The organism is Streptomyces sp. SCA2-17, assembly GCF_044336695.1.
In genome coordinates this window covers 6090344-6113110 of sequence record NZ_CP117521.1, presented here as the reverse complement: position 1 = coordinate 6113110, position 22767 = coordinate 6090344, and the positions used below count along the sequence as shown (strand labels likewise).

The window sequence follows — 22767 nt, the reverse complement described above, 5'->3', positions numbered from 1 at the left end:
TCCGCTACGGCACGACGGGCCACGACAGCCGGAACCGGCCGGCGTCCGCGGCCGCGACTGGCACATCAAGCGCGTGGCCGTCCTCCTCGGGGACAACAGGAGGGTCAGCTTCGACTGCTGGACGCGGGTACTACCCGCTGGAACGCATCCTGGGCACGGTCGTCGTCACACATAGCCCTCGGGGATCGTCATCTTGATATGAGCAGCGATCTCCTCCAGGACGGCCGTTCCATCGGCACCGCCGCCATCGACCCCGCTACCGCCCCCGCCCGTGTACTCCTTCGGCAGCGTCACCTCGACCCACGCGGCGCGTTTCGTGGCCAGGAAGCGGACGCTGCCGTCGGCCTGCTGCTGCGGATACCACTCGATGCCGCCGAGGTCCCACGCCGAGCCGTAGCGGTCGAAGTGCGGGGACTCGGCCTTGAGCGCTTCGGGGCGCGGGACGCCGCAGCGCAGGAAGACCGCCGGCGCGCCCCACTGCGCGGTGAAGTCCGAGGCGGGCCGCGGGGTTCCGCGCCGCAGGCCCGCCAAGGTCGCGGGGAGCTGCGCGTGCAGGGCGCGGCAGCGGGCGGCTTCCTGCGCCGGCGGCCGGGGTACGGCGCGGGCCGCGGCGCCGCTCGCCGAGGTCGAGCCGGCGGCGGCGAGGAGCGCCGCGGCGACGGGCAGGGCGCGCCACCGGCGGGGCCAGGTCTTCACCGGATGATCATAGGCGGGCACGGCGGGCACGGCGGGCATGCCGGGCACGGTGGGCATGCCTGGCCCAGCAGGCGCAAATGATGCCGGATCACCTCTAAGTGGAACCAGTCGATCATGACGTGCGTATTGGATAGCGACCGCATCACCGAGGACACAAGGAGCATACGATCTTGGAACGCACAGGCGCACGCCCCTCCCGCCGCACGATCCTGACTCTCGGCGCCGGAACGGCCCTCGCCGCCCTGACCACGGGCGGGACGGCGTACGCGGCGACGCCCGGAGGCGACCGGATCGCCCGGCGGCTGCGCGAGCTGGAGCAGAAGCACTCCGCCCGGCTCGGGGTGTTCGCCCACAACACGGTCACGGGCAGGACGGTGACCCACCGGGCCGACGAGCTCTTCCCGATGTGCTCGACGTTCAAGACGCTCGCCGTCGCCGCCGTCCTGCGGGACCTCGACCGCGACGGCGAGTTCCTCGCCAAGCGCATCCACTACACCAAGAAGGAGGTCAAGGACTCCGGCTACGACGAGATCACGGGCACGGACACGAACGTCGCGAACGGCATGACCGTCGAGGAGCTGTGCGCCGCAGCGATCTCCTACAGCGACAACGGCGCGGCCAACCTCCTCCTCCGCGAGCTGGGCGGCCCCACCGCCGTCACCCGCTTCTGCCGCTCGACCGGCGACCGCATCACGCGGCTCGACCGCTGGGAGCCCACGCTGAACTCGGCGGAGCCGGACCGTACGACGGACACCACCACCCCTCGCGCGATAGGCCGCACTTACGCCCGCCTCGTCCTCGGCAACGTCCTGGACCCCGCGGACCGCAAGCGCCTGACCGGCTGGCTGCTCGCCAACACGACCAGCGACAACAGGATCCGGAAGAACCTCCCCGCGGGCTGGACCGTCGCGGACAAGACCGGCGCCGGCTCGTACGGCACCAACAACGACGTGGCCATCACCTGGTCCCCGCAGGGGGCACCGATCGTCATGTCCGTCCTCACGACCAAGCACGAGGCCACCGCGAAGGGGGACGACGACCTCGTCGCCGGGACGGCGGAGATCCTGGCGTCGGCGCTCGGCTGATCTCCCGTTTTCCCAGAAGCTCCTGACGGGCCGACCGCTACTACTGAAGGCCCGTCAGGGATGCGGCACCACCGCGACGGGACAGGGCGCGTGGTGCAGCACCGCGTGGGCCACGTGGCCGATGCGCTGGAAGCCGTGCGGGCCGGAGGCATGGCGCCCGACGACCATGAGGGAGGCAGCCCCGCAGGAAGAGAGCAAGACCTGAGCCGCGCTCCCGATCTCCACCTGCTCGGCGACCCCGACCTGCGGGTGGCGGGAGCGCCACGGCTCCAGGGCGTCGGCCAGCCGCTTCCGTTCGAGGGCGGCGAGCCCTCCGGTCTCGTCGGCCAGCCGCATGGAGCCGGGTCCCCAGTCAACGACCGGGGGCAGCGACCAGGCGCGTACGGCACGCAGTTGCGCTCCGCGCACGGAGGCGGCCTCGAAGGCGAACTCCAGGACGTCGTCGGGCTCCTCGCCCACACCGGCCAGAACCTCACCCACACCTGCACCCTCGTCCGCCCCCGCCCCCGCCTCCTGTTCCTGCTCGGGGCTGCGCACGAGGACGACCGGGCCCTTGGCCTGCCGCAGCACGTGCAGGGCGATGGAGCCGATCAGATAGCCGACGAGCGCCCCGTGGCCGCGCGAGCCGAGGACGAGCACGGCCGCCTCGGCGGACTCGGCCACGAGCGCGGGAACCGGGTCGGCGGGCAGCAGCCGGGCCGTGACCGGCAGGGCCGGGTGCCGTGCCGTCACGCGGGCGCGGGTCTCCTGCAACAGGTTCCCGGCCCAGCGCTGCTGCGCCTCGGTGTCCACGGTGACGGGGAGGTCCAGGGGCTGCTGGGCCCAGGCGTGGACGAGGCGCAGCTCCATGCCCCGGAGCACGGCCTCGGCGGCCGCCCAGTCCGCCGCGGCACTGCCGTGCTCGCTGCCGTCCACGCCAACGGTGATCACGCCGGACACAGGGCCTCCATGGTGCACGGGAAGTTTTCTCCTTACTGGCCACTGTCCGTCCGTGGCCGTCCCCAGGGCGGGGGCCGCAGGGGCCGGCCACACGGACGAGTGACTCCACCTGGACTTCGTGGCGCCGGCCGGGTCAGACGACGCTACGGGTCCCGATCGCGTTGTACGCCGCCGCCCAGCCCAGGGCCATCCGGTCGCCCCGTGTGAAGACGACCGCTCCGAGGCCCGTGGCGTCCGCGGAGTGGTGGTTCCGCGGGCGCGGGACCTCGACCGGGCTGCCGTCGGAGAAGTGCTCCGTCGTCGTCTTCCCGCTCCAGGCGCGCACAATCGCCCCGGGCGGCGCGAGGACGTGCACGGTGTCCCCGCCGGGATCCTCGGTGAAGGCCGTGCCCGTGGCCCGGTCGGCGAGGAGGGCGCGGTAGCGGTCCGCGGGGAGGGCGCAGGAGGCGGGCGGGGTGGTGCCCGGCCAGTCGGGGGCGTCGACGCCCCGCTCCCGGGCGGCGCGCCACATCTGCGGCACGAGGTGGCGGGCCAGCGGCGCGGTGGCCATCTGCTCGCACATCCACAGCAGCCGTCCGGCGCCGCGCGGGGGCCCGAGCGTCCGCCAGCGGATGCGGGCCGCGAGGTCGGAGGCGGCGACGGCCGCCCACGGGTGGACGGTGCTGAGGGGGCCCTGGGCGCCGAGCCAGGCCAGGTAGCGCTCGGCCTCGTCAAGGATGTTCGTCATGCTCTCCAGGGGGATGCCGAGCACGTAGGCGCTGCGCGTGCGGAACGCGTGCGGGCTGTGGGCGACCAGGAGGAGGACGGCGCGGGAGAGGTCGCCGGGCGCGGGCTTGGCCCCGTCGTCCTGCGCACCGGCGGCCGTTCCGTCGGGGTCGTCGGTGCGGCCGCCGGTGCGCAGGACCCGCAGGAGTGCGGCGCGGGCCCGTTCCGTGAAGGGGGCCTGTTCCAGGACGGGCAGGACGGCGCTCAGCAGGGCGGCCAGCGTGTCCTCGGCGGTGTCGGGGTCCTGCGGGACGGGCAGGCCGCGCAGCGCGCTCGTGAGGGTGTCCGCGAGGTCGGAGTCGACCATGAAGCGGCTGGTGAGCTTGCCGAGTTCGGTCGGTACGAGGAGGCCGGGGGCGCCGTCGCCGTCGGGGCCGGGGGTGCGGCGCAGGAAGCGGGATTCCGCGAGGAAGTCGACGGCGTCGTGAAGGGAGTCGAAGCTCTCCTGGCCCTGGTGGAAGGCGAGGGTCTGCGTCCACCAGGCCTCCGCCTGCGGCAGGGTGCGCAGGCGGCCCTGGACGGCTTCGGCAAGGAGGTGGTCGGGCAGGCGGTCGCGGATGCGGGAGCGGACGGTGTAGCCGGCGGCCAGCCTGGCCTGCCACTCGGCGCGCTCCTCCCCCTCCGCGAGGAGGAAGGCCCAGCCTTCGCGCTCCCCCGCGCCGACGCGCCCGGCGCGCCCGAACATCTGCTGGACCATGGACACTTCGATGCGGTCCAGCCCGATCTGCGTGTCGCGCACGACGACGGCCCGGGCGGGGAGGTTGACGCCCGCGGCGACGGTGGAGGTGGCCACGAGGACGTCGGCCTGCCGGGTGCGGAAGGCGTGTTCGGCCTCGCGCTTGTAGGGCCAGTCGCGGTAGTGCAGCCGGATTCCGGCCCCGGCGCAGAGCCGCTCGACGAGTTCGGCGTCGTCCGCGTCGGCTCCGGCGGTGGGCACGCCGCGGTCCGCGGCGAGGGCGAGCGCGGTCGCCCGTACGCCCCGTTTGCTGCCGCAGAAGACGAGCACGCTGCCGCCTTCGCCGGTGACGGTCCGGGCGAGGCGCACGGCGGTCTTCGTGCGCGAGGCCGCGCGGGCGGACCAGTCGGCGTCGGGCGCGGCGGCCAGGACGGGGATCTGCCAGGTGAGGCGGGTGGGCCGCCAGGGGGTGCGGATGAGGCGGGCGCCGAGCCATGCGGCGACTTCGTCCGCGTTGGCGACCGTGGCGGAGAGGCCGACGATGCGCACCTGCGTGCTGTCCTCGCGGACGCGCGCGAGGAGGGCTTCGAGGACGGGGCCGCGCGTGGGGTCGCCGAGCAGGTGGATCTCGTCGACGACGAGGCAGCCGACCTCCGCGAGGGCGTCGCGCAGCGATCCCGCGCGGCAGATCGCCTCGAACTTCTCGGTGGTGGCGACCCAGACGTCCGCCTTGCGGACGAGGCCGGCGTCGACGGCGGACTCGCCGGTGAGCCGGACCACTTCGAGGCCGTTGCGGCGCCACGCCTCCAGTTCGCGGTCGAGCTCGTCGGTCAGCGAGCGCTGCGGTACGAGCCAGGCCGCCTTGCGGCCGCGGTGGTGGGCGTGCAGGGCGGCGACCATGCCGACGGGCGTCTTCCCGGCTCCGGTGGGGGCGACGACGACCAGGTGCTCGTCGCCGTCGAGCACGGCCGGGACGGCGGCGGCCTGGGCGGGGTTGAAGGACGGGTGGGTGAGGAGCCCGGCCCAGGACTGCGGGACGAGGTCGGTCACCGGCACGTACGCGTCGGTCTCGCCGGACGGGAGCTCCTCCAGGGCGTCCCACTGGGCCGCGAAGGCGTCGCGCGCGGCATGGGCGCCGGGGCCCGCCACGGGGGCCGCGTCCCGCGCCGGGTGCGCGACCAGGTCCGTGGTGTCCCCGAAGTCGCCTACGGTGCCGACCTGTTCGGCTTCCTGCCAGTGGCGGACGCTGCGGCAGGGTATGCCCTGCGCGGCGAGCTCCTCGCGCAGGGCGTCGAACGCGGGGGTGTCGGGGACGATGACCCGGACGTCCTCGGCCGCGGCCACGGCCGCCGCGGCGGGCCGCCAGGCCGGTTCGGTGACCTTGCACCACAGCAGGCGGCGCTTCTCGTCCTCTGCCGGCAGCAGCAGGTCCCCGGGCCAGGCGGGGCGCGGCTGCCGCGCGGGGGCGGAGGAGCCGGAGGTCGCGGAGGGGCGCGGCGCCCGGATCGCCGTGACGCTGACGCCGGGCCCGGTGGGACACGGCCCCAGGGCCATCCGCTCCAGGACGGCGGAGAGCGCGACGGGCTCGGGCGACGGCGCCGGGGCGGGGGCCGGAGCCGCCGTCCGCCCCGGCGCGCACAGCTTGTCGTAGGTCTTCACCCCGAGGTCGGCCAGGGTGTACGCGGCGGGGCAGGAGGGGCAGACGACGGCGACGTAGCGGTAGATGCGCCCCTGGGACTCGTACGGTCTGCGCAGCGAGTGCAGGGCCCGTTCACAGACGGGGCACGTGCGGGGCACCTGTTCCTGGTAGCTCCAGCCCGGTTCCAGGAACCGGGGGATGAGCGTCCCGGTCAGCCGGGTGCCCCACCGTTCCCGCACCAGTTCCACGACGGTCGGCCCGGAATCCGCGCCGCCGGGCGTCTCCGTCACCGCCTGCGCATCCTCAACTTCACCGTGCATCCCGCAACTCTGTCAGAGGTGCGGGCACCTCCGGGGCGGAACGATCACCTCCCCGTCTTCGGCAGCGAGCACGTGGCCTTGGCCGTCTTGCGGGGGTCGCTCTCCGAGCGTGCGGTGAGGGTGACGGTGCCCTTGCGGTCGGCGCCGGGCTCGGCGGTGACGGCGACGTCGACGGGGACCGCGGTGCCGGCGGCGGCGGTGGTGAGGCGGTTGGGCAGCCAGGCGGACCAGCCGCGCCCGGAGGCGGTGGCGGACAGGCGGTAGACGTCGGAGGACAGGCGGGGGTCGCTCTGCGGCGCGGCCTTCCCGGTGTTGGCGAGGCCGAAGGTGCACACGGCCCGGCCCCGGTCGGGCCCGCTCCTGACGCTGCCCTTGCCGAGGGCGACTCCGCGGGCCTGCGGCCCGGCCCCGTCGAGGGACTTGACGCCGACGTCGTAGGAGAGGACGCCGGTGGCGTCGCGCTGGACGTTCAGGACGTAGAAGTGCAGCCGGTTGGCCTCGTCGGCGTACTCGTACGAGCTGCCGGAGTCGGCGCCCGCGTGGAAGAGGGCGTCGCTGAGCTGCCGGTAGTCCCCCATGGTGATCTTCTGCGGGGTGCCGTCGGGGCGGGTGAAGTCGGTCAGGCCGATGTCCTCGGGGTGGGCGTCGACCACCCAGGCGAAGGGGGCCCGGTCGGCGTTCTTGGTCTTGCTCAGCAGGACGCCGCTGTCCGGGGTGAAGGAGTCCGCGCCCATGCGGTCGACGACCTCGACGGTGTAGTTGTCGTAGCCGCCGCCGTCGCAGAGCGGGTCGGTGGTGCGGTCGCACGCCGGGGACAGGTCGCGGCCCATGGCGATGTTGACGCCGGTCAGCCCCTTCTCGCCGGGCGGGGCGGAGCGGGCGGTGACGCGGGCGACGACGAGGCCGGAGCCCTTGAGGGCGTCGCGGTCGAGGCGCAGGACGTTCTTCTCGTCGACGATGCCGAGTTTGAGCTTGTCCCGCAGGACGTGCTGGGCGCCCATGGAGCCGCCGGCCGTCGCGGGTATCCGCCATCGGGTGTGCGGCCCGCCGGGGCCGTTGAAGGAGCCGCGCGAGAGCATGCCCCAGATGCCGGTGTACGAGCGGCTGAGCGGCGTCCCGTAGGGGTTGTTGTAGTTGTCGCCGATGCCCAGGATGTGGCTGAGCTCGTGCGCGAAGGTGGCCATGCCGGAGCTCTCGGCCTGGGTGGAGGAGCCGTTCGCGGCGTTGGGCCAGATGCGGGCGGCGGCCTGCCAGGACGTCCACGGCACGTAGCGGGTCTGCGCGGCGTTGAGGCCGGAGGCGATGGGCGACGGGGGTCCCCAGGCGGCCGGCACGTCCTGCGCGGACGGGAACTTCATCGGCCCGAACTCCTGCCAGGCGGAGGACTCGTCGACGCCCGCGGTGAGGTAGAAGACGAAGTCGAACTCGCGCGTCTTGCCGGCGCCGACGTCGGCGGTCCAGGCGCGCTTGCCGTCGGCGCGGATGTCCTTGCCGCAGGTGTCGCCGACGGGGCAGGCGCCGGGGTTCATGCCGGGCTCGATGCCGTACTGGTAGGACTTGCCCGGCATGCGGTAGACACCGAAGGCGGTCAGGCCGACGCCGAAGCGGCCGCCGGAGTCCTCCATCCAGTACTCGTTGATGGTGTGGCCGTGGTTGAGCGCGCCGGGCTTGTTGAGGAAGTCCTCGTAGAACTTCGGCACCTGCGCGCGCGGGATGCCGGCCGCGCTGGGCAGCGGGTTGCCGAACTTGGCGGCTCCGGCGGGCTTGCTGACCGAGAACTCCTCGTCGGAGTAGTCCAGCAGCACGAGAGCGCCCTTGAACTTGCGCTGTGCGGGCGTGCGGGCGGGGTTCGCCCAGTCCGTTCCGGGCACGGAGCGGTACTCGGCCCAGGTCATGTCGTCGGGATTGCGCCAGTGCTGCGGATCGATCGGCTGGACGAGGGGCAGCGGGCCCCGGGAAGCGGTGTCGGGTGTCGCCCGGGCGGGGCCGGCGGCGACGGCGGCCACGACGCCGAGGAGCAGGGCGACGACACCGAGCCGGCGCAGCCGGCGGACGCGTCTGCGGCGCAGGAACACGGCTCACCTCTCTGGAGTGAGTGAGTGTCAGGTTCATGCCAAGACATGCTGTTCGAGTGTGCCTACCGGGGCCACGGTAGGGCCGGGGCCAGGTGCGACGCCAGAGCGCGTACGTGACCCCGGTGACGTCCGGCGGGCTCAGCCGCCCCCGCTCACCCGCCGTTCAGCACGAGCTGGTAGGCGCAGACCGCGAGCACGCCCAGGACGGAGACGATGACCGCCCAGGACCCGAGGCCCGTGTGGCGGCCCTTGCGCGCGGGCCGCGCCTTCGCGGCCTTCGCCGCGCGCCCGTTCCCCGCCGCACGCGGATCGCGGGGCGCGGACGCGGCGGCGGTCTCGGCGAGCAGCCGCCGGCAGGCCGCGGCGAGCTCGCCCATGCCCGCCGACAGCGGCACGACGGCCTCCGAGCGCGCCGGGGCGGTGGTCCCGCCTTCCAGGATGCGTCCCGCGCGGACGAGCACCTCGTCGGCGCCGGCCGCGGCAGCGAGGCTGATCCAGCGCTGTACGTGCTCGCCCCGGATCACCACCTCCCCGGACCGGTCGCGGTAGACGATGTACTCCCGCCACAGGAGCCCGGCCAGCTCTTCCGCGGTCTCTCTCAGTCTCGCCCTCACGTGTGGTCCCCCCACAGTTCATCGCAGCATCGGATCGCGTCATCGGATCGCGCCACCTAATCGAACAAACGCCGCATTCTAGCGGCGGCCTGACGGTCCGACGGCACGAGGTCGGCGACACCTGGCCGAGGAGGGCGAGGGAGGACGGGCTACAGCCCCCGGAACCGCCCCTCGTAGAAGACGAGCGGGCGGCCGCCCTCCCGGTACTCGGCCTCCTCGACGCGCCCCACGAAGAGCACGTGGTCTCCCCCGTCGTACGCGGCCCACGGCGTGCAGGAGAGGGTCGCGAGGGCGCCCGCGAGGCGGGGGGCGAGGCCGGCGGGCGGCCGGGGCGCCCACCGGGGCGGCGCGTGCGTGCGCCGGCCGGCGAAGCGCTCGGCGAGGTCCCGCTGGTCCTCGCCGAGCACGTTCACGGTGAACGGCCTGCCGGCCAGGTGCCGTCCGGCCTTGCTCCGGCGGTGCAGCGAGACCAGGACCAGCGCCGGGTCCAGCGAGACCGCCGTGAAGGAGCTGACGGTCGCACCGTGCGGGACGCCGCCGACCTCGCACGTCACCACGGTGACGCCGGTGGCGAAGTGCCCCAGACACGCCCGCAGCTGCCGTTCATCGGTGAGCACCGGCCGTCACCTCGCCCCGCCGGCCGGCAGGTCGAACCAGAGGTGCACCTGCCCCGTCCCGATCCCGTTCTCGTACGCGCTGAACCGCCGGCCCCGCGCCCGGCACGCCTCCCCGCCCAGCGCGCCCGCCAGCATGAGGTAGTGGCCGAAGCGGGCCTCGGGCGCGTACCGCAGGTACTCCGGCATGGACCGGATCACCTCGTCGTGCCGGCCCGCCTCCAGCCAGGCGATCCGCTGCTCGTCCGCCGCCCGGGCCCCGGGCGAGACGATGTTGCCCGGGTCGCCGGCCATGCGGTCGCGCAGTTCGCCCAGCGGCCGGAAGCGGTGGGACAGGCCGCCCGAGGCGAGCAGCAGCACGCGCCGCCCGCCGAGCCCGGCGACGGCCTCCCCCACCACCTCGCCGATCCTGAGGAAGTCCTCGGTGGTCGCCGTCTGGCGGACGGAGACGGACACCCATGGCGTGCCGGTCCGCCCCAGGTACGTCCAGAGGTTGAGCGTCGCGTAGTGGACCGGCAGGTACGGGTCGTCGTTGGCCTCGATCCACACCTTCCGCTCCGCCGCCAGGCCGGCGACCGCGTGCGCCAGTCCGGGGTCCCCGGGCAGGTCGTACGGCAGCCGGCTGATCGCCGACGGCATCTCGTCAGAGGTGAAGAGGCCCTTGCGACGCGGATGGGCCGTGATCACCGCTTCGGTCGTCGTGGCCCAGTGGGAGTCGAACACCACGACGGTGTCGTACGGGGCCGTGTCGGTCACCTCGCGCCGCAGCCGCTCCAGGCCGGTCGCGAGCGTGAAGTCGCTGCCGCCGTTCGCTGCGACGCGATCGGGTTCGGGGAACATGATGACGGGCGCGTGCGAGAGCAGGCCCGCACCGGCGATGTCACCCATGGCGATCCTCCTTTACGGGACTTTCCAGAAATTCACGGGACTTCACGGGACTTCACGGGACGAGGAGGAGCTTTCCGGACGTGGCGCGGGAGGCCAGGTCGGTGTGCGCGCGGTGCGCCTCGGCGAGGGGGTACGTCCCGGCGACGGTGAACGTGAGCGTGCCGTCGACGAGGCCTCTGAACACCTCACCCGCCCGCATCTCGAACTCCTCGACGGTGGCCCGGAAGTGCTCCAGATAGGGCCGGGTCAGAGTGAGCGAACCGCCCCACAGCAGCCGCATCACGTCGACGGGCGGGACCGCGCCGCCGGCCCCGCCGAAGAGGACCAGCGTGCCGCGCGTGCGCAGCGAGTCGAGGCTCGCGTCGAAGGTGGACGCGCCCACACCGTCGTAGACCGCGTGGACGCCTTCTCCGCCGGTGAGCGCGCGGACTTCGGCGGCCAGGTCGTCGGTCTCGGTGTAGCGGATCACCTCGTCGCAGCCGTTGGCCCGGGCGGTGCGCTCCTTCTCCTCGGTGGAGACCGTGCCGATGACCCGTACGCCGCGCTGCTTGAGCAGCTGCGTGAGCAGGAGGCCCACACCCCCGGCGGCGGCGTGTACGAGTACGGTCTCGCCCGCGCGGGCCGGGTAGGAGTCGTGGGCGAGGAAGTGGGCGGTCATGCCGTGGACGAGCACGCCGCCGGCCGTCCGCAGGTCGATGCCGTCGGGCACGACGATGGCCTTGTCCTCGGGCACGAGCACCCGCTCGGCGTAGCTGCCGAGCACGGTCGTCCAGGCGACCCGGTCACCGGCCGTGAAGCGGGTGACGCCGGGGCCGGTCGCGAGGACCACGCCGGAGCCCTCCTCACCGGGGACGCAGGGCACGGGCAGCGGATAGCGCCCCTCGCGCCGGTACAGGTCGATGAAGTTCACTCCGGCCGCGGCGAGTTGCACGAGGATCTGCCCTTCGCCGGGCTGCCCGGGGTCGGGCCTCTCCACGTAGAGCTGGACGCCGGGCCCGCCGGTCTGACCCGCGGTCGCTGTTTCACCCCTGGTTCGTCGACGGCATCGACCTGGCGGAGTACGAGGCCGACCTCTACCGGACGGCGCCGCGGTGGGCGCCCAGCTTGAGCCAGGGGAAGGTCTCGGCGCGGCGGGCTTCCGGGTCGGAGAACCAGAGGTAGCCGCCGAAGACCTCGTCGGCGCCCTCGCCGGACAGCACGACCGTGGCGTGCTGCCGGACGGCGGCGAAGAGCAGGTAGAGGGAGACGTCGAGGTCGGCGAAATTGTACGGCAGGTCCCAGGCGCCGAGGACGGTCCGGCGCACGGCCGGGTCGAGGAGCCGGCCGCGGTCGAGGACGATCGCGTGGTGCTCGGTGCCGGCGTGCCGGGCGGCTTCGAGGGCGTACGGGCCGTCCGGGGTGGGCCGGATGGCGTCGGCGCGGAAGTTCTCGGTGTGGCCGGTGAAGTCGACGGAGAAGGTGGCGAGGCGGTCGCCGGTCTTGGCGCGGGTGCGTGCGGCGAGGGCGGTGACCGTGCTGGAGTCGAGGCCGCCGGAGAGCAGGGAGACGAGCGGGACGTCGGCGGTCATCTGCCGGGGGACGATGTCATCGAGGAGCTCGCGGACGCGGGCCACGGTGGTGGGCAGGTCGTCGGTGTGCGGGCGGGCTTCGAGCGCCCAGTAGCGCTCCTCCTTGATCCCGTCGCGGCCGGCCCGTACGAGGTGTCCGGGCTTGACCTCGCGCATGCCGCGGAAGGGCACGCGGCCGGGGGTGCGCAGGAAGAGCAGGGCGTCGCACAGCTCTTCCGCGCCGGCTTCGGCGCGGGCCAGGGGGTTCGCGAGGACGGCCTTGGGTTCGGAGCCGAAGAGCAGGCCGCCGGGCGTGGGGTGGTAGTAGAGCGGCTTGACGCCGAGCCGGTCGCGGACGAGCAGCAGTTCTTCGCGGGCGGTGTCCCAGAGGGCGAGGGAGTACATGCCGTTGAGGCGGTGGACGAAGTCCGTGCCCCATTGCAGGTAGGCGCGGAGTGCGACCTCGGTGTCGCTGCGGGTCGCGAACCGGTGGCCGAGCAGGACGAGTTCCTCGCGCAGCTCGCGGAAGTTGTAGATCTCGCCGCCGTAGGAGACGACGGCGCGGGGCCGGCCGCCGGGGCCCTGTTCGGGGGTGCGCATCGGCTGGGTACCGTGCTCCAGGTCGATGACGGCCAGCCGCCGGTGCACCAGGGCGGCGTGGGTGTCGAGCCAGATGCCTTCGGCGTCGGGGCCGCGGGCGGCGAGCGTGTCGGTCATGGCCCGGACCACCTGCTGTTCGGCGGTCAGGTCGCGGGTGAAGTCCACCCATCCGGTGATGCCGCACATGTCACTCGTCCTCGCTTCCGGTCCAGGGTCCCCGGCGCCAGCCGTCGAGGTCGTAGTCGTCGAGGCACTGCTGCACCAGGGCCTCGTAGCGGCCGAGGCTGCCGCGGTTGGCCGCCCAGCGGAGCGCGTCGAGGCGGACCTGTTCGCCGTTGCCGGAGTAGTTGCGCTCGTAGAGCTCGTGCCGGCCGCCGAACTCGGTGCCGATCGCGTCCCAGACCAGCTTCAGGAGCTTGATCCGGTCGTGGGCGGAGCTGTCCGCGCCGCGGTAGAAGCGGTCGATCAGCGGCCGCAGCTCGGGGTTGGCGAGGTCGCGGGCGCTGGAGGGCACGGCGAGCGGCGCCCCGCCCAGGGTGGTCTCGAACAGCTCGTGGACGCGGTCCCAGACCTGGGCGTTGTACATGCGCATGGCGGAGGCGTGCTCCAGGCGCGGCACGACCGTGCCGCCGCTGCCGGGCTCCGGGTCGTACGCCATGGCCGACGTCAGCGCCCACACCATGTCGCGCATGGTGACGACCTCGCCGACGGCGGCCTGGACGCCGCGGAAGGCGTCGGTGCCGTTGGCCTTGGTGGCGCGGGAGAGGAGCCCGGCCATGAGCTCCAGCTTGACGCTCAGCCGGATGCCGGACTGGAAGTTGTAGAGGTTGGGGAAGCCGGAGGCGGCGTAGAAGCCGGTGGCGCGCTCGATGTCGCGGTGGACGAGGACGTCCTCCCAGGGGATCAGCGCCTCGTCGAGCAGGAGCACGCCGTCGTTCTCGTCGAAGCGGCTGCTGAGCGGGGCGTCGAAGGGGCTGCCGGCGTGCTGCCCGTAGGGGGTGCGGCAGATGAGCTTCACGCCCGGGTTGTCCATGCGGACGAAGAAGACGAGGGCGAAGGCTTCGGCCTTGCCGGGGGCGAGGGCCGCCGAGCCGACGGGGGCGACGAAGCCCGCGTTGGTGATCGCCGATCCGGTCGCCAGCATCTTCGCGCCGCTGACCACGACCCCGGCGTCGGTCTCGCGCACGGCGTGCACGAAGACGTCCTCCATGTCGTGGATCGCGCGCTTGCGGTCCACGGGCGGGTTGATGATGACGTGGTTGAGGTAGAGGGCCTTGCTCGCGAACTCGCGGTACCAGGCGGTGGCGTTGGCGGCGTACGGGCCGTAGTAGTCCGCGTTGACGCCGAGGCCCGCCATGAAGGACGCCTTGTACTCGGGGGTGCGGCCGAGGAATCCGTAGCTCATCCGCGCCCAGGCCGCGATGGCTTCGCGGGCCTCGGCGAGGTCGGCCGCCGAGCGGCTCGGCTTGAAGAACTTGTGCGTACGGATCCCCGTCGGCTCGTCGACACCGGTCAGCACGCCGGCGGTCGCCGGGTCGTGCAGGGCGTCGTAGAGGCGGGCCACGGAGCGGGCGGAGTTGCGGAAGGCGGGGTGACGGGTGACGTCCTTGACGCGCTCGCCGCCGACGTAGACCTGCCGGCCGTCGCGCAGGCTCTCCAGGTAGTCGTCGCCGGTCATGAGACGGTTGGGCTCGTGGGCCGGACGGTCGTAGGTCGTACGGTCCTGGGTCGTGTGCTCGTGTGTCATCGGACCAGCCCCGGGTTGTCGAGCGGCGGCGTGCCGAGCACCTGGACGCGGCGCAGGTGGCGCGGGGCGCCGCTGGTGAAGGCGTTGCGGCCGTGCAGCAGCGTGTAGTTGTCGGTGACGACCAGGTCGCCGGTCCGCCAGGCGTGGACGTAGAGGTGCGCGGGGTCGTACAGCGCGGCGCGCAGGCTGCGGTGCACCTCGGCGATCTCGTCGTCGGGCAGGCCGGTGAAGCGCAGGTCGGGGTGGTTGACGAAGCCGGCGTCATCGGCGGCGGTGGGCTCGTTGTAGCGGATGACGGGCGCGCCGTGGACGGGGTGGCTGGTCACGAGCGGCGAGACAGTGACGCTGTCGTAGAACTCCATCGCGCGGTGGTACGTGCCGGTGACCCGCGACCACCGGGCGACGGTCCCGGGGTCGGTGCGTTCCAGGACGGCGGTCGTGTGGGAGAACGTGGTCTCGCCGCCGTTGCCCTCGCCGGGGGCGTGCACGCACTGGAAGACCTGGAACTCGGGGATCTGCTCGCGGTACATGCCGTCCCAGTGCATGGGCATGTAGCTGGAGTCGAAGATGTGGTCCTCGGGGTGTTCCTTCTCGACGAGTTCGAGCACGGTCCCGAAGGGCCAGACGCTCGGCTCGCCCCAGCGCTCGCAGTAGGAGGAGAGCGCGTCCGGGCCGTCGAAGGCGCCGAAGCCGCGGAGCAGCACGACGTGGTGCGCGCGGACGAGGGAGCGCAGCGGCGCGACGGGGACGTCCTCGACGCGCAGGCCGGGCTCCGTGGCCCGTATCGCCAGGCCGAAGGGGGTGAGGGGGGCGACGTCGTAGCGGAGGCCGGTGAGGATGGCGGTGGCTGCGTCTGCTGGTGCGGAGGTCATGGGTGCCTCTTTCGGTGCTGGGGGACGGTGGTCCGCCGGGTGGTCAGGCGCAGGCCCGGTCCCAGGAGTCGCGGGACAGGACGTAGTGGCTGGGGTTCCCGCCGGCGAAGACCAGTTCGGCGCCGGCCGCTTCGGCTTCGGCGCGCTTCATGAGCGTGAAGCGGCCGCCGGCCTCGACGGCGACGCTGTGCCAGGGCGTCAGCCAGGTGTCCGGGGTGTCGGCGAGCAGGATGCCGATCTTGTCCGTGCTGCAGGGCTGCGGGTGGATCGACAGGCGGATCGCCGTGGGGAAGAGCCGGTCCAGGAGGTTGCCCCAGGCCCGGCTGCGCTGGATGACGCGGTAGGCGAGGTCGCGGCACTTGCGCTGGAGGGCGGAGCGGGTGCCGGTCCAGGCGGGGCCGGACAGGTCCTCCAGCATGAAGCGGGTGATGCCGCGGTACATGGCGAGCGGGGCGCCCCCGCCGCGTACCTCCTCGCGCAGCTCCTCCAGGGTGGGGGCGTGGCCGGCGGAGAGCATGGTGCGCATGTCCTCGTGGCCGGCGCCGGTGTAGACGTCGTCCAGGCTGAACTGTTCGAGCCGGTCGGCGCCGATCCTGGTGATCATGGCGTCGAGGGCCTGTGCGTAGGCCGTGACGTTCTCGTCGCTCACGCCGAGCAGGTCGTTGAAGACGCGGCCGTCGGAGCAGATGAGGATGGCCGCTCCGGGTGCGTAGACCTCGCTGATGCGCTCGCACAGCTCGTTGAGGAACCGCAGGGCGAGTTCTTCGGCCAGGTCGGGCAGGGGGCCGAGGACCTTGGCGGGGTTCGGGGACTTCGTGGGGAAGGCCGGCAGGACGAATTCGATCCGCCGGCCGTCCTGGATGGCGCTGTGCACCGCGTCCAGGTGGTGGCGGACGCAGCGCAGGCAGACGCGTCCGGCGCATCCGCCGTCGCGCATTCTGCGCTGGTGGGACAGGACCTCGCGGACGACTTCTACGGCGGCCAGGTCGATATCGGGTGCGGCCGGTTCGGACACCGCGCCCTCCCTTCGTGGACTGGGATCCACGGTGCGTGGGGGGCGCATGAGAAGCGCATGAGAAGCGCACAAGGGCGGCGCGCCGTGCGGGGTATGAGCGTGCGCCCCGGGTGCGCTGAGGCCGGATCAGCAGCCGCTTCGCGCTGCGGCTGCGGCTCCGGACGTGCCGGCCGTCCGGACGCACGGTGGGCACCGGGCGTCAGGCCCGGCCGTCCGCCGGGAGCGCGCTGCGCGGGCCGGCGTCCCGCTCAGGGAGTGTGCAGGGCACCGTTCGTTGAGACGAGGCCGGCGGAGCGCGCGGCGCCAAGGCCGGCACCCGACCGGGGCAGCGGGATCTCAAGCCCCGCGGCAGCGGACGAAGGCCGGGCAGCGGGCCGGGGCTCCGACGGCGGCGGGCTGCATCCGGCGTACCGCCGCTCAAGGTGCCGCGCGGATCACCGGTCAGTGACACCCGCGGACCGCGTCGCCCCGTCGAGCTCCTGCCGGGCTCGTCCCGCCCACGACGGCATCCGGAGGCTGCGGAAACCGTTCCATGCCGTCGTGAGGTGGCTCACGGCGGCGCCGCGGTCGCCCAGCGCAGCGTGCGCGCTGCCGAGCCAGAGGGCGGTGAGCGCCTCGCCCCGGCGTTCGCCGAGCTCGGCGAAGATCGCCGCGGCCTGCCCGAGCGGGGCGAGGGCCCACGCGGCCTGGCCGGGGCCGCCGGGTTCGGCGTGCATGCGGCCGAGGGCCAGCAGGGCGTAGGCCTCGCCGGGCCGGTGCCGCAGGGACCGGTACTCGGCCAGGGCCCGGTGCAGGTGGCGGGCGGCGCGTTCGGCGCGGCCGTGGCCGATCTCGGCCCAGGCGAGGAGTTGCAGCACGTCGGCAAGGGCGAGCGGGTGGCCGAGGCGTTCCGCCGTGGCCACGGCCGGTTCGAGCGCGGCGACGGCTTCGGCCTCGCGCCCCTGGGAGGAGAGTGCGAAGCCGAGGCTGCGCAGGGCCATGACGTGGCCGTGCTTGTCGCCCAGCCGGTTCATCGCGGCGGCCGCGGACACCGCGTCGTCGTGGGCGAGCCCGGCCATGCCCCGGTCGGCGATCGCGAAGCTGCGGTGGATGCGGAGGCGGGCGGCGTGGTGTTCCTCGCCGAGCGCGTCGAGTTGTGCGATGGCGCCGGCGTAGCGGGTCAGGGCGTCGTCCACCCGCCCGCGGACGGCGCAGGCCCGGGCCAGGGAGCCCTGGGCGACCGCGACGGCGACGGGGTCGCCGTCGGCCGTGGCGCGGTCGAGTGCGGCGCGGGCGACGTGCTCCCACTCGTCCCACCAGTTGCGCAGGTGGCAGACGTCCTCCAGGGCGGCGGCGAGCCCGGCCGTCTGCGGGCCGTAGCCGGCGCTCGCGGCGAAGCCGACCACGGTGACGAGGCCGGTGCGCTCGCTCTCCAGCCATCCGACGAGGTCGCCCGCCGCGCCGGGCGCGTGTCCGCCGGTGCCTCTTCGGATGAGCTGGTCGCCCGCGGCGCGGGCGCGGGCGAGCCAGCCGTCCAGGACGCGGGCGACCGCGGCCCGGCGCCACGACTCCGGCTCGTCGGCGAGGGCGCGTTCGGCGGCGTAGGCGTGCAGCAGGTCGTGCATGCGGTAGCGCGGCTGCCGCTGTCCGTTCAGTGACTCGACCTGTACGAGGTTGGCGTCGATGAGCGCGTCGGTGGCACGGTCCGCGGCGCGTTCGTGGGCCGCGGTGCATCCGCCCGCGGCACGTTCGTCGCCCGTGCCGGCGTCCGCCGGGTCGAGCAGGGCGGCGGAGAGGGCCCAGCCGGGGAACTCCGGTGCGGGGAGCAGCCCGATGGCCCGGAAGGCGCGGGCGGCGTCGGGGGCCAGGCCGTGGTAGCTGGCGGCGACGCACGTGCGGACGGCGAGGTCGCCGACGGTGAGCTCCGCGAGCACCCCGCGCTCGTCGGCCAGCCGGTCGGCCAGGCGGCGGACCTGCCAGTCGGGGCGTCCGGCGAGCCGCGCCGCGGCGACCCGCAGCGCCAGGGGCAGCCCGGCGCAGGCGGCCAGGATCCGCCCGGTCGCCTCGGGCTCCGCCGCGAGCCGCTGCGGGCCGACGATGCGCCGCAGCAGGTCCTGCGACTCCTCGTCGTCGAAGGGGGCGACGTCGATGAGGTGCGCGTCCGTGAGCCCGGCGAGCCGCGTCCTGCTGGTGACGAGGGCCGCGCTGCCCGGGGTGCCGGGGAGCAGCATCCGGATCTGCGCCTCGTCGCGCGCGTCGTCGAGGAGGACGAGCACCTTGCGGTCGGCGATCAGCGAGCGGTAGAGCGCGGCACGTTCCTCCGTGGCCTCAGGGATGGAGGAGCCGGGGACGCCGAGGCTGAGCAGCAGGTTGGCGAGGATCGCGCCGGGCGTGCGCTGGGGGCCGCGCGTGCCGTCCAGGTGGACGAACAGCCGGCCGTCGGGGAACTCGTGGCGGAGGTGGTGGGCGAGCCGGGTGGCCAGGGCGGTCTTGCCGACGCCGGGGAGCCCGGTGAGGATCGCGACGGGCACGGCGCAGGGCGTGGTGCGGCCGGGCCGGCCGGCGGCGGGTCCGATCAGGGCGGCGACGCGCTCCAGGAGGTGGCCGCGGCCGACGAAGTCGGAGTCGTCGGAGGGCACTTGGACGGTGGGCTGCCAGGCGTCGGCGGGCCGTACGGGCTGCGCCGCGGCGGGCGGGGCGCCCAGTCCCGGGTCCCTGGTGAGGATCGCGTGGTGCAGGCGGCGCAGTTCGTCGCCGGGGTCGATGCCGAGTTCGTCGCGGAGGGCCGTGCGGGCGAGGGCGTAGGACTGGAGGGCGTCGCCGGGCTGGTGGCTGCGGTACTGCGCGGTCATCAGCTTGGCCCACAGGGATTCGCGCAGCGGGTAGCGGGCGGTCTCCGCGCGGAGCGGGCCGACGAGCTCGCGGGGCTCGCCGAGGGCGAGGCGGGCCTCGGCGTGGTCCTCGAAGGCGGTCAGCCGCGCCTCCTCCAGGCGGGCGACCTCGCCGAGCAGGGCGTCGTGGTGCGCCACCCCTTCGAACGGGCTGCCGCGCCACAGCGCGAGCGCCTCTTCCAGGGCGTCGGCCGCGGCCCGGTGCTCACCGGCGCCCAGGGCGGTGCGGCCGCGCGCGGCGAGGAGCTCGAAGCGGTGCAGGTCGGCCTCGCCGGGGAACACGCGCAAGCGGTAGCCGCCGTTGCCCTGGCTGAGCCGGTCCTCGCCGGATGCCGGTCCGCCGGCCGGGCTGAGGACCTTACGCAGGACGGCGGCGTAGCTGCGGATGTTGGCCTGCGCGGAGGCCGGGGGCGCCTCGCCCCAGACGGCGTCGCACAGCCGCTCGCCGGAGACGGCGGTGTTGGCGTTGACGAGCAGCACGGCGAGCAGGGTCCGCTGCTTCGGTCCCCCGAGCGGGAGGATCCGGCCGTCCGCGACGGCCGTGAGCGGCCCCAGCACCTGGAACTCGACACGCGTGTGCACCACCCGCATGACCACCCTTCCGCTGTACAAGATTCGAACATCGGCGAATCCGACAACCATAGGCGTCATACGGGGTTGGCTCTTCCGCTTACCTTTCCGGTCCGGCACGGAGCACGCGCGCGCGGCGCCGGGCGAGGCTCATCGCCCTTGGAGTGCCTTCACGTTGTCGCCGAAGCTCCACCCCTTCGAGCCGTCCCAGTTGACCGACCAGGTCATGAGGCCCTTCAGCGCGCCGCGGTACGTGTTCCACGCCTGTGCGACCAGCGCCGGCGTCATGTGGCCGCCCCCGGCGCCGGGCTGGGCCGGCAGCCCCGGGACCTGCTTGTCGTAGGGGACCCTGATCGTGGTGCCCTGGACGACCAGACCCTTGTCGAGGCAGTCGGTCTGCGCGGTGAACCCCTGCACCGTCCCGGCGGAGTACGAGTCGCCGGAGCAGCCGTACATATTCCCATTGTAGTACTGCATGTTGAGCCACCAGAGCCGTCCGTTGTCGGCGTACTTCTTCACGACCGGCAGGTACGCGCCCCAGATCGAGCCGTACGTCACGCTGCCGCCGGTGACGTACGCCGTCTCCGGTGCCATCGTCAGGCCGAAGCCCGCGGGCATCCGCGCGAGCACGCCGTCGATGATGCGGATGAGGTTGGCCTGCGAGGCCGAGAGGGTGGTGATGCTGCCGCTGCCGGTGAGGCCGGTCTCGATGTCGATGTCGATGCCGTCGAAGTTGTACGCCTTGAGGATCGGCACGACGGTTTCCACGAACCGGTCGGCGACCGCGCTGGAGCCGAGGTCGATGCCGGCGGCCGCACCGCCGATCGACATCAGGATCGTGGCCCCCGCGGCCTTGGCGCGGCACATCTCGGCCGGGGTCGCGACCTTCACCGTCGCGTCCATGCCGTCCTCCCACAGCACCGTGCCGTCCGGGTGGATGACCGGGAACGCCATGTTGATCACGTTGTAGCCGTGCTGACCGATCCGGGGGTCGGTGACGGGCACCCAGCCGAAGGGCGGGTGCACGCCGTTCGCCGCGCCGTCCCAGTTCTCCCAGTAGCCCTGGAGCACCTTGCCCGCGGGTCTCGGCCGGACGGGACAGGTGTCGTCGGCGGGCGTGACCACCGCTTGCGGGCCGTCCATCAGGGTCTGCGCCTGGGCGCCCTGCGGCACCTGCCCGAGGAAGGCGGCGGCCACGAGCAGGCCGGCTCCCAGCAGCCGTGCCATCCGACCGGTCATGCCCGACCACCCCCTCGGCGAGGACGACGCCCGGACGCCGATGCCCGGAAGGCGACGCTCGCCACACGATGCTCGAAAGGTGTCGAACGCTAGGACCGCTCCACCCGGACGTCAATAGGTCTGGACCAAGCCGGAGGCAACAGGGGGCAGCCGGGGGCCGTCGTCCGCCGGGTGTGCTTCCGTGCACCCCCGGAGGCGCTGATCCGTCCACCCGGCGGAGCGGACAGCATGGTGGGGTGACGACGCCGACACCGCCGTACCCCAGGGGCTGGTTCTGCATCGGATTCTCGCGGGAGTGGAAGGCCGGCAGCGTCGGCACGCGCCGTTTCATGGGCGGTGACGTCGTCGTCTACCGCACCCGGCGCGGGGTGCTCCGGGTCATCCGGCCCTACTGCCCCCACCTGGGGGCCCACCTCGGCGCCGGTGGCACCGTCGACGGCGATTATCTGGTGTGCCCGTTCCACAGGTTCGCCTTCGCCCCGGACGGCACGTGCGCGCGAACCCCGTACGGGACGCCCCCCAAGGCGTCGCTCACCCTGCTGCCCTCCCGGGAGGCGTACGGCATCGTCTGGGCGTGGCACTCCCCCGACGGCGCCCCGCCGGCGGGGGAACTGCCCGCCCTGCCCGGCCCGCTCGTCAGCCCCCGCGCCTTCCGCGTCACCGAAGAGGCGGGCCGCCCCCAGGAAGTGACGGAGCGCGTCGTCGGCCGGATCCTGTCCCGCTCCGCCTCCCGGCACGTCGGCCTCCGGGTCCTCGGCCCCGGCGCCTCGCTCGTGATGATCGAGCCGGTGCGGCGTCACCTGTGCGCGGCACCGTGGGGCCTCGTGCTGTGGGTCCTCGCCACCCCCGTCTCTCCGGGCCGGGTCCGGCGCTGGACGGCCGGCAGCGCCGCGGTCGGGCCGGTGGCCCGGCTCCCCGCGGCGCCGCCCCCTCACCCCGCCGGGCAGAAGGATCCGGTCCGCCGCGGCCGCAGCGGCACCGGCTCGCCCACCCCCTCGGACCCGGGGTCGTAGGCGATGACGGAGGTGACGTCGGGATCCAGCCGCACCCAGGCTCCCCGCAGCAGGTTCCCGCGGAAGGCCGCCCCGTTGTAGCGCGTCCCGGACGCGTGCACGGCGAGGTTCCCCTGGAACAGCATCCTGAGCGCTTCCGCGTAGGCCGCCACTCCCGGCTCCCTGGAGACGAGTTCACGTTCCATCGCCAGGTATTCGGCTTCGATGGCGCGGACCAGTGCGCACGCCCGGTAGACGGCCCCCTGGAGCGACATGCCGTCCCGCCGCATCCAGAGGGTCAGAATCCCGGTGTCGGCGCAGCCCTTGGCCAGTTCCCTCCGGTAGGAGTACACGTCATTGATGATCAGCACGTGTTCGACGGCCTTCACCTTGAGGGGCCGGAGCATCTCCTCGTGGCCGGACACGTCGCAGCCGACCGCGTATTCGGCGATGGCGATGTTGGCCTCGTAGCCCACGTCGCTCACCCGCCAGTCCAGGAATTCCCGGTCGGTCATGCGGTGCGTCCCGGGCGGGGTGCCGCCGCGGAGGGCGCCGGAGTCGATCCAGTCCCCGAGCGCCGCGTTGATCCTGCTGCGGAACGTCCTTCCCACGCCGTCCAGAAAGGGGTTGATGATGGCGGCCAGGGTCTTCTCGACATCGGTCTCGGGCTTCTTCTGCTGGGCGATGACCCGTTTCAGGCCGGCCACCATCCGCCTCGCCCCGATTCCCGTCCAGCCCTCGTCGAGCATGTCGTCGATCAGATATGTGATCATCACGTATTTCGCCGCCGCCAGGATCCGTTCCATGTCGGCCGACTGCGGGGCCCACAGGCAGACGAGGCGGGCCGACTGATCCTGCCGGATCTTCGCCGCATAGGGTTTCAGGACGGGATGCCCGGCGACGTATCCGGCCAGCTGCCTCTCCGCTTCCGCCGCCCCCGGATGGACGTGGATGGGCAGGCGGGTCCTGATCTGCGGGAAGTGGATGATCTCACGCAGTTCCAT

The 22767-nt window shown here is 73.6% G+C and carries 17 protein-coding genes; 2 read left to right on the top strand and 15 right to left on the bottom strand.

Annotated elements, in window-relative coordinates; all coding sequences use genetic code 11:
• Positions 1-165: 165 nt before the first annotated feature.
• Positions 166-696, bottom strand: coding sequence for a DUF3515 family protein (locus PS271_RS27315; RefSeq protein ID WP_398385492.1), 531 nt, complete (start codon positions 694-696; stop codon positions 166-168).
• Positions 697-866: 170 nt separating this feature from the next.
• Between PS271_RS27315 and bla the strand changes: the two genes are divergently transcribed.
• Positions 867-1781 carry a class A beta-lactamase gene (gene bla / locus PS271_RS27310; RefSeq protein WP_398385490.1) on the top strand — a complete coding sequence of 305 codons (915 nt, stop codon included), beginning with the start codon at positions 867-869 and terminating at the stop codon, positions 1779-1781.
• Positions 1782-1835: 54 nt separating this feature from the next.
• Here the strand turns inward: bla and PS271_RS27305 are convergent, their stop codons facing one another.
• The 13 genes from PS271_RS27305 to PS271_RS27245 form a co-directional block, all read right to left on the bottom strand.
• On the bottom strand, positions 1836-2711 hold the full coding sequence (locus PS271_RS27305) for a universal stress protein (RefSeq protein ID WP_398385488.1): 876 nt from the start codon (positions 2709-2711) through the stop codon (positions 1836-1838).
• 142 nt (positions 2712-2853) lie between these two features.
• Positions 2854-6090: a DEAD/DEAH box helicase gene (locus PS271_RS27300; protein ID WP_398385486.1), complete on the bottom strand. Its 3237-nt coding sequence runs from the start codon at positions 6088-6090 to the stop codon at positions 2854-2856.
• A 74-nt stretch (positions 6091-6164) separates the two neighbouring features.
• On the bottom strand, positions 6165-8195 hold the full coding sequence (locus PS271_RS27295) for a M6 family metalloprotease domain-containing protein (protein WP_398385485.1): 2031 nt from the start codon (positions 8193-8195) through the stop codon (positions 6165-6167).
• A 152-nt stretch (positions 8196-8347) separates the two neighbouring features.
• Entirely contained in the window at positions 8348-8809 is a 462-nt protein-coding gene (locus PS271_RS27290; RefSeq protein WP_398385483.1) for a hypothetical protein, read from the bottom strand.
• Positions 8810-8958: 149 nt separating this feature from the next.
• A complete protein-coding gene (locus PS271_RS27285) occupies positions 8959-9426 on the bottom strand; it encodes a flavin reductase family protein (RefSeq protein WP_398385482.1) in 468 nt (155 codons plus the stop codon).
• Between the two features lie 6 nt (positions 9427-9432).
• Positions 9433-10311 carry a DODA-type extradiol aromatic ring-opening family dioxygenase gene (locus PS271_RS27280; RefSeq protein WP_398385481.1) on the bottom strand — a complete coding sequence of 293 codons (879 nt, stop codon included), beginning with the start codon at positions 10309-10311 and terminating at the stop codon, positions 9433-9435.
• Between the two features lie 52 nt (positions 10312-10363).
• On the bottom strand, positions 10364-11287 hold the full coding sequence (locus PS271_RS27275) for a quinone oxidoreductase family protein (protein ID WP_398385480.1): 924 nt from the start codon (positions 11285-11287) through the stop codon (positions 10364-10366).
• 97 nt (positions 11288-11384) lie between these two features.
• The gene (gene asnB / locus PS271_RS27270; RefSeq protein WP_398385478.1) at positions 11385-12644 is read right to left on the bottom strand and encodes an asparagine synthase (glutamine-hydrolyzing); all 1260 of its coding nucleotides are present in this window, start codon (positions 12642-12644) and stop codon (positions 11385-11387) included.
• A 1-nt stretch (position 12645) separates the two neighbouring features.
• Positions 12646-14205 carry a 4-hydroxyphenylacetate 3-hydroxylase family protein gene (locus tag PS271_RS27265; protein ID WP_398385477.1) on the bottom strand — a complete coding sequence of 520 codons (1560 nt, stop codon included), beginning with the start codon at positions 14203-14205 and terminating at the stop codon, positions 12646-12648.
• On the bottom strand, positions 14202-15077 hold the full coding sequence (locus PS271_RS27260; protein WP_398385475.1) for a TauD/TfdA dioxygenase family protein: 876 nt from the start codon (positions 15075-15077) through the stop codon (positions 14202-14204). The genes PS271_RS27265 and PS271_RS27260 overlap by 4 nt, the downstream gene beginning before the upstream one ends.
• Positions 15078-15120: 43 nt before the next feature.
• Entirely contained in the window at positions 15121-16092 is a 972-nt protein-coding gene (locus PS271_RS27255; RefSeq protein WP_398385473.1) for an L-tyrosine/L-tryptophan isonitrile synthase family protein, read from the bottom strand.
• A gap of 434 nt (positions 16093-16526) precedes the next feature.
• Positions 16527-19547, bottom strand: coding sequence for an AfsR/SARP family transcriptional regulator (locus tag PS271_RS27250; RefSeq protein ID WP_398385472.1), 3021 nt, complete (start codon positions 19545-19547; stop codon positions 16527-16529).
• A gap of 135 nt (positions 19548-19682) precedes the next feature.
• Entirely contained in the window at positions 19683-20771 is a 1089-nt protein-coding gene (locus PS271_RS27245) for a chitinase (RefSeq protein WP_398385470.1), read from the bottom strand.
• 236 nt (positions 20772-21007) lie between these two features.
• Between PS271_RS27245 and PS271_RS27240 the strand changes: the two genes are divergently transcribed.
• Positions 21008-21784, top strand: coding sequence for a Rieske 2Fe-2S domain-containing protein (locus PS271_RS27240; RefSeq protein ID WP_398385469.1), 777 nt, complete (start codon positions 21008-21010; stop codon positions 21782-21784).
• Here the strand turns inward: PS271_RS27240 and PS271_RS27235 are convergent.
• Positions 21703-22767, bottom strand: a complete 1065-nt coding sequence (locus tag PS271_RS27235) for a terpene synthase family protein (protein WP_398385467.1) — start codon at positions 22765-22767, stop codon at positions 21703-21705. The genes PS271_RS27240 and PS271_RS27235 overlap by 82 nt on opposite strands.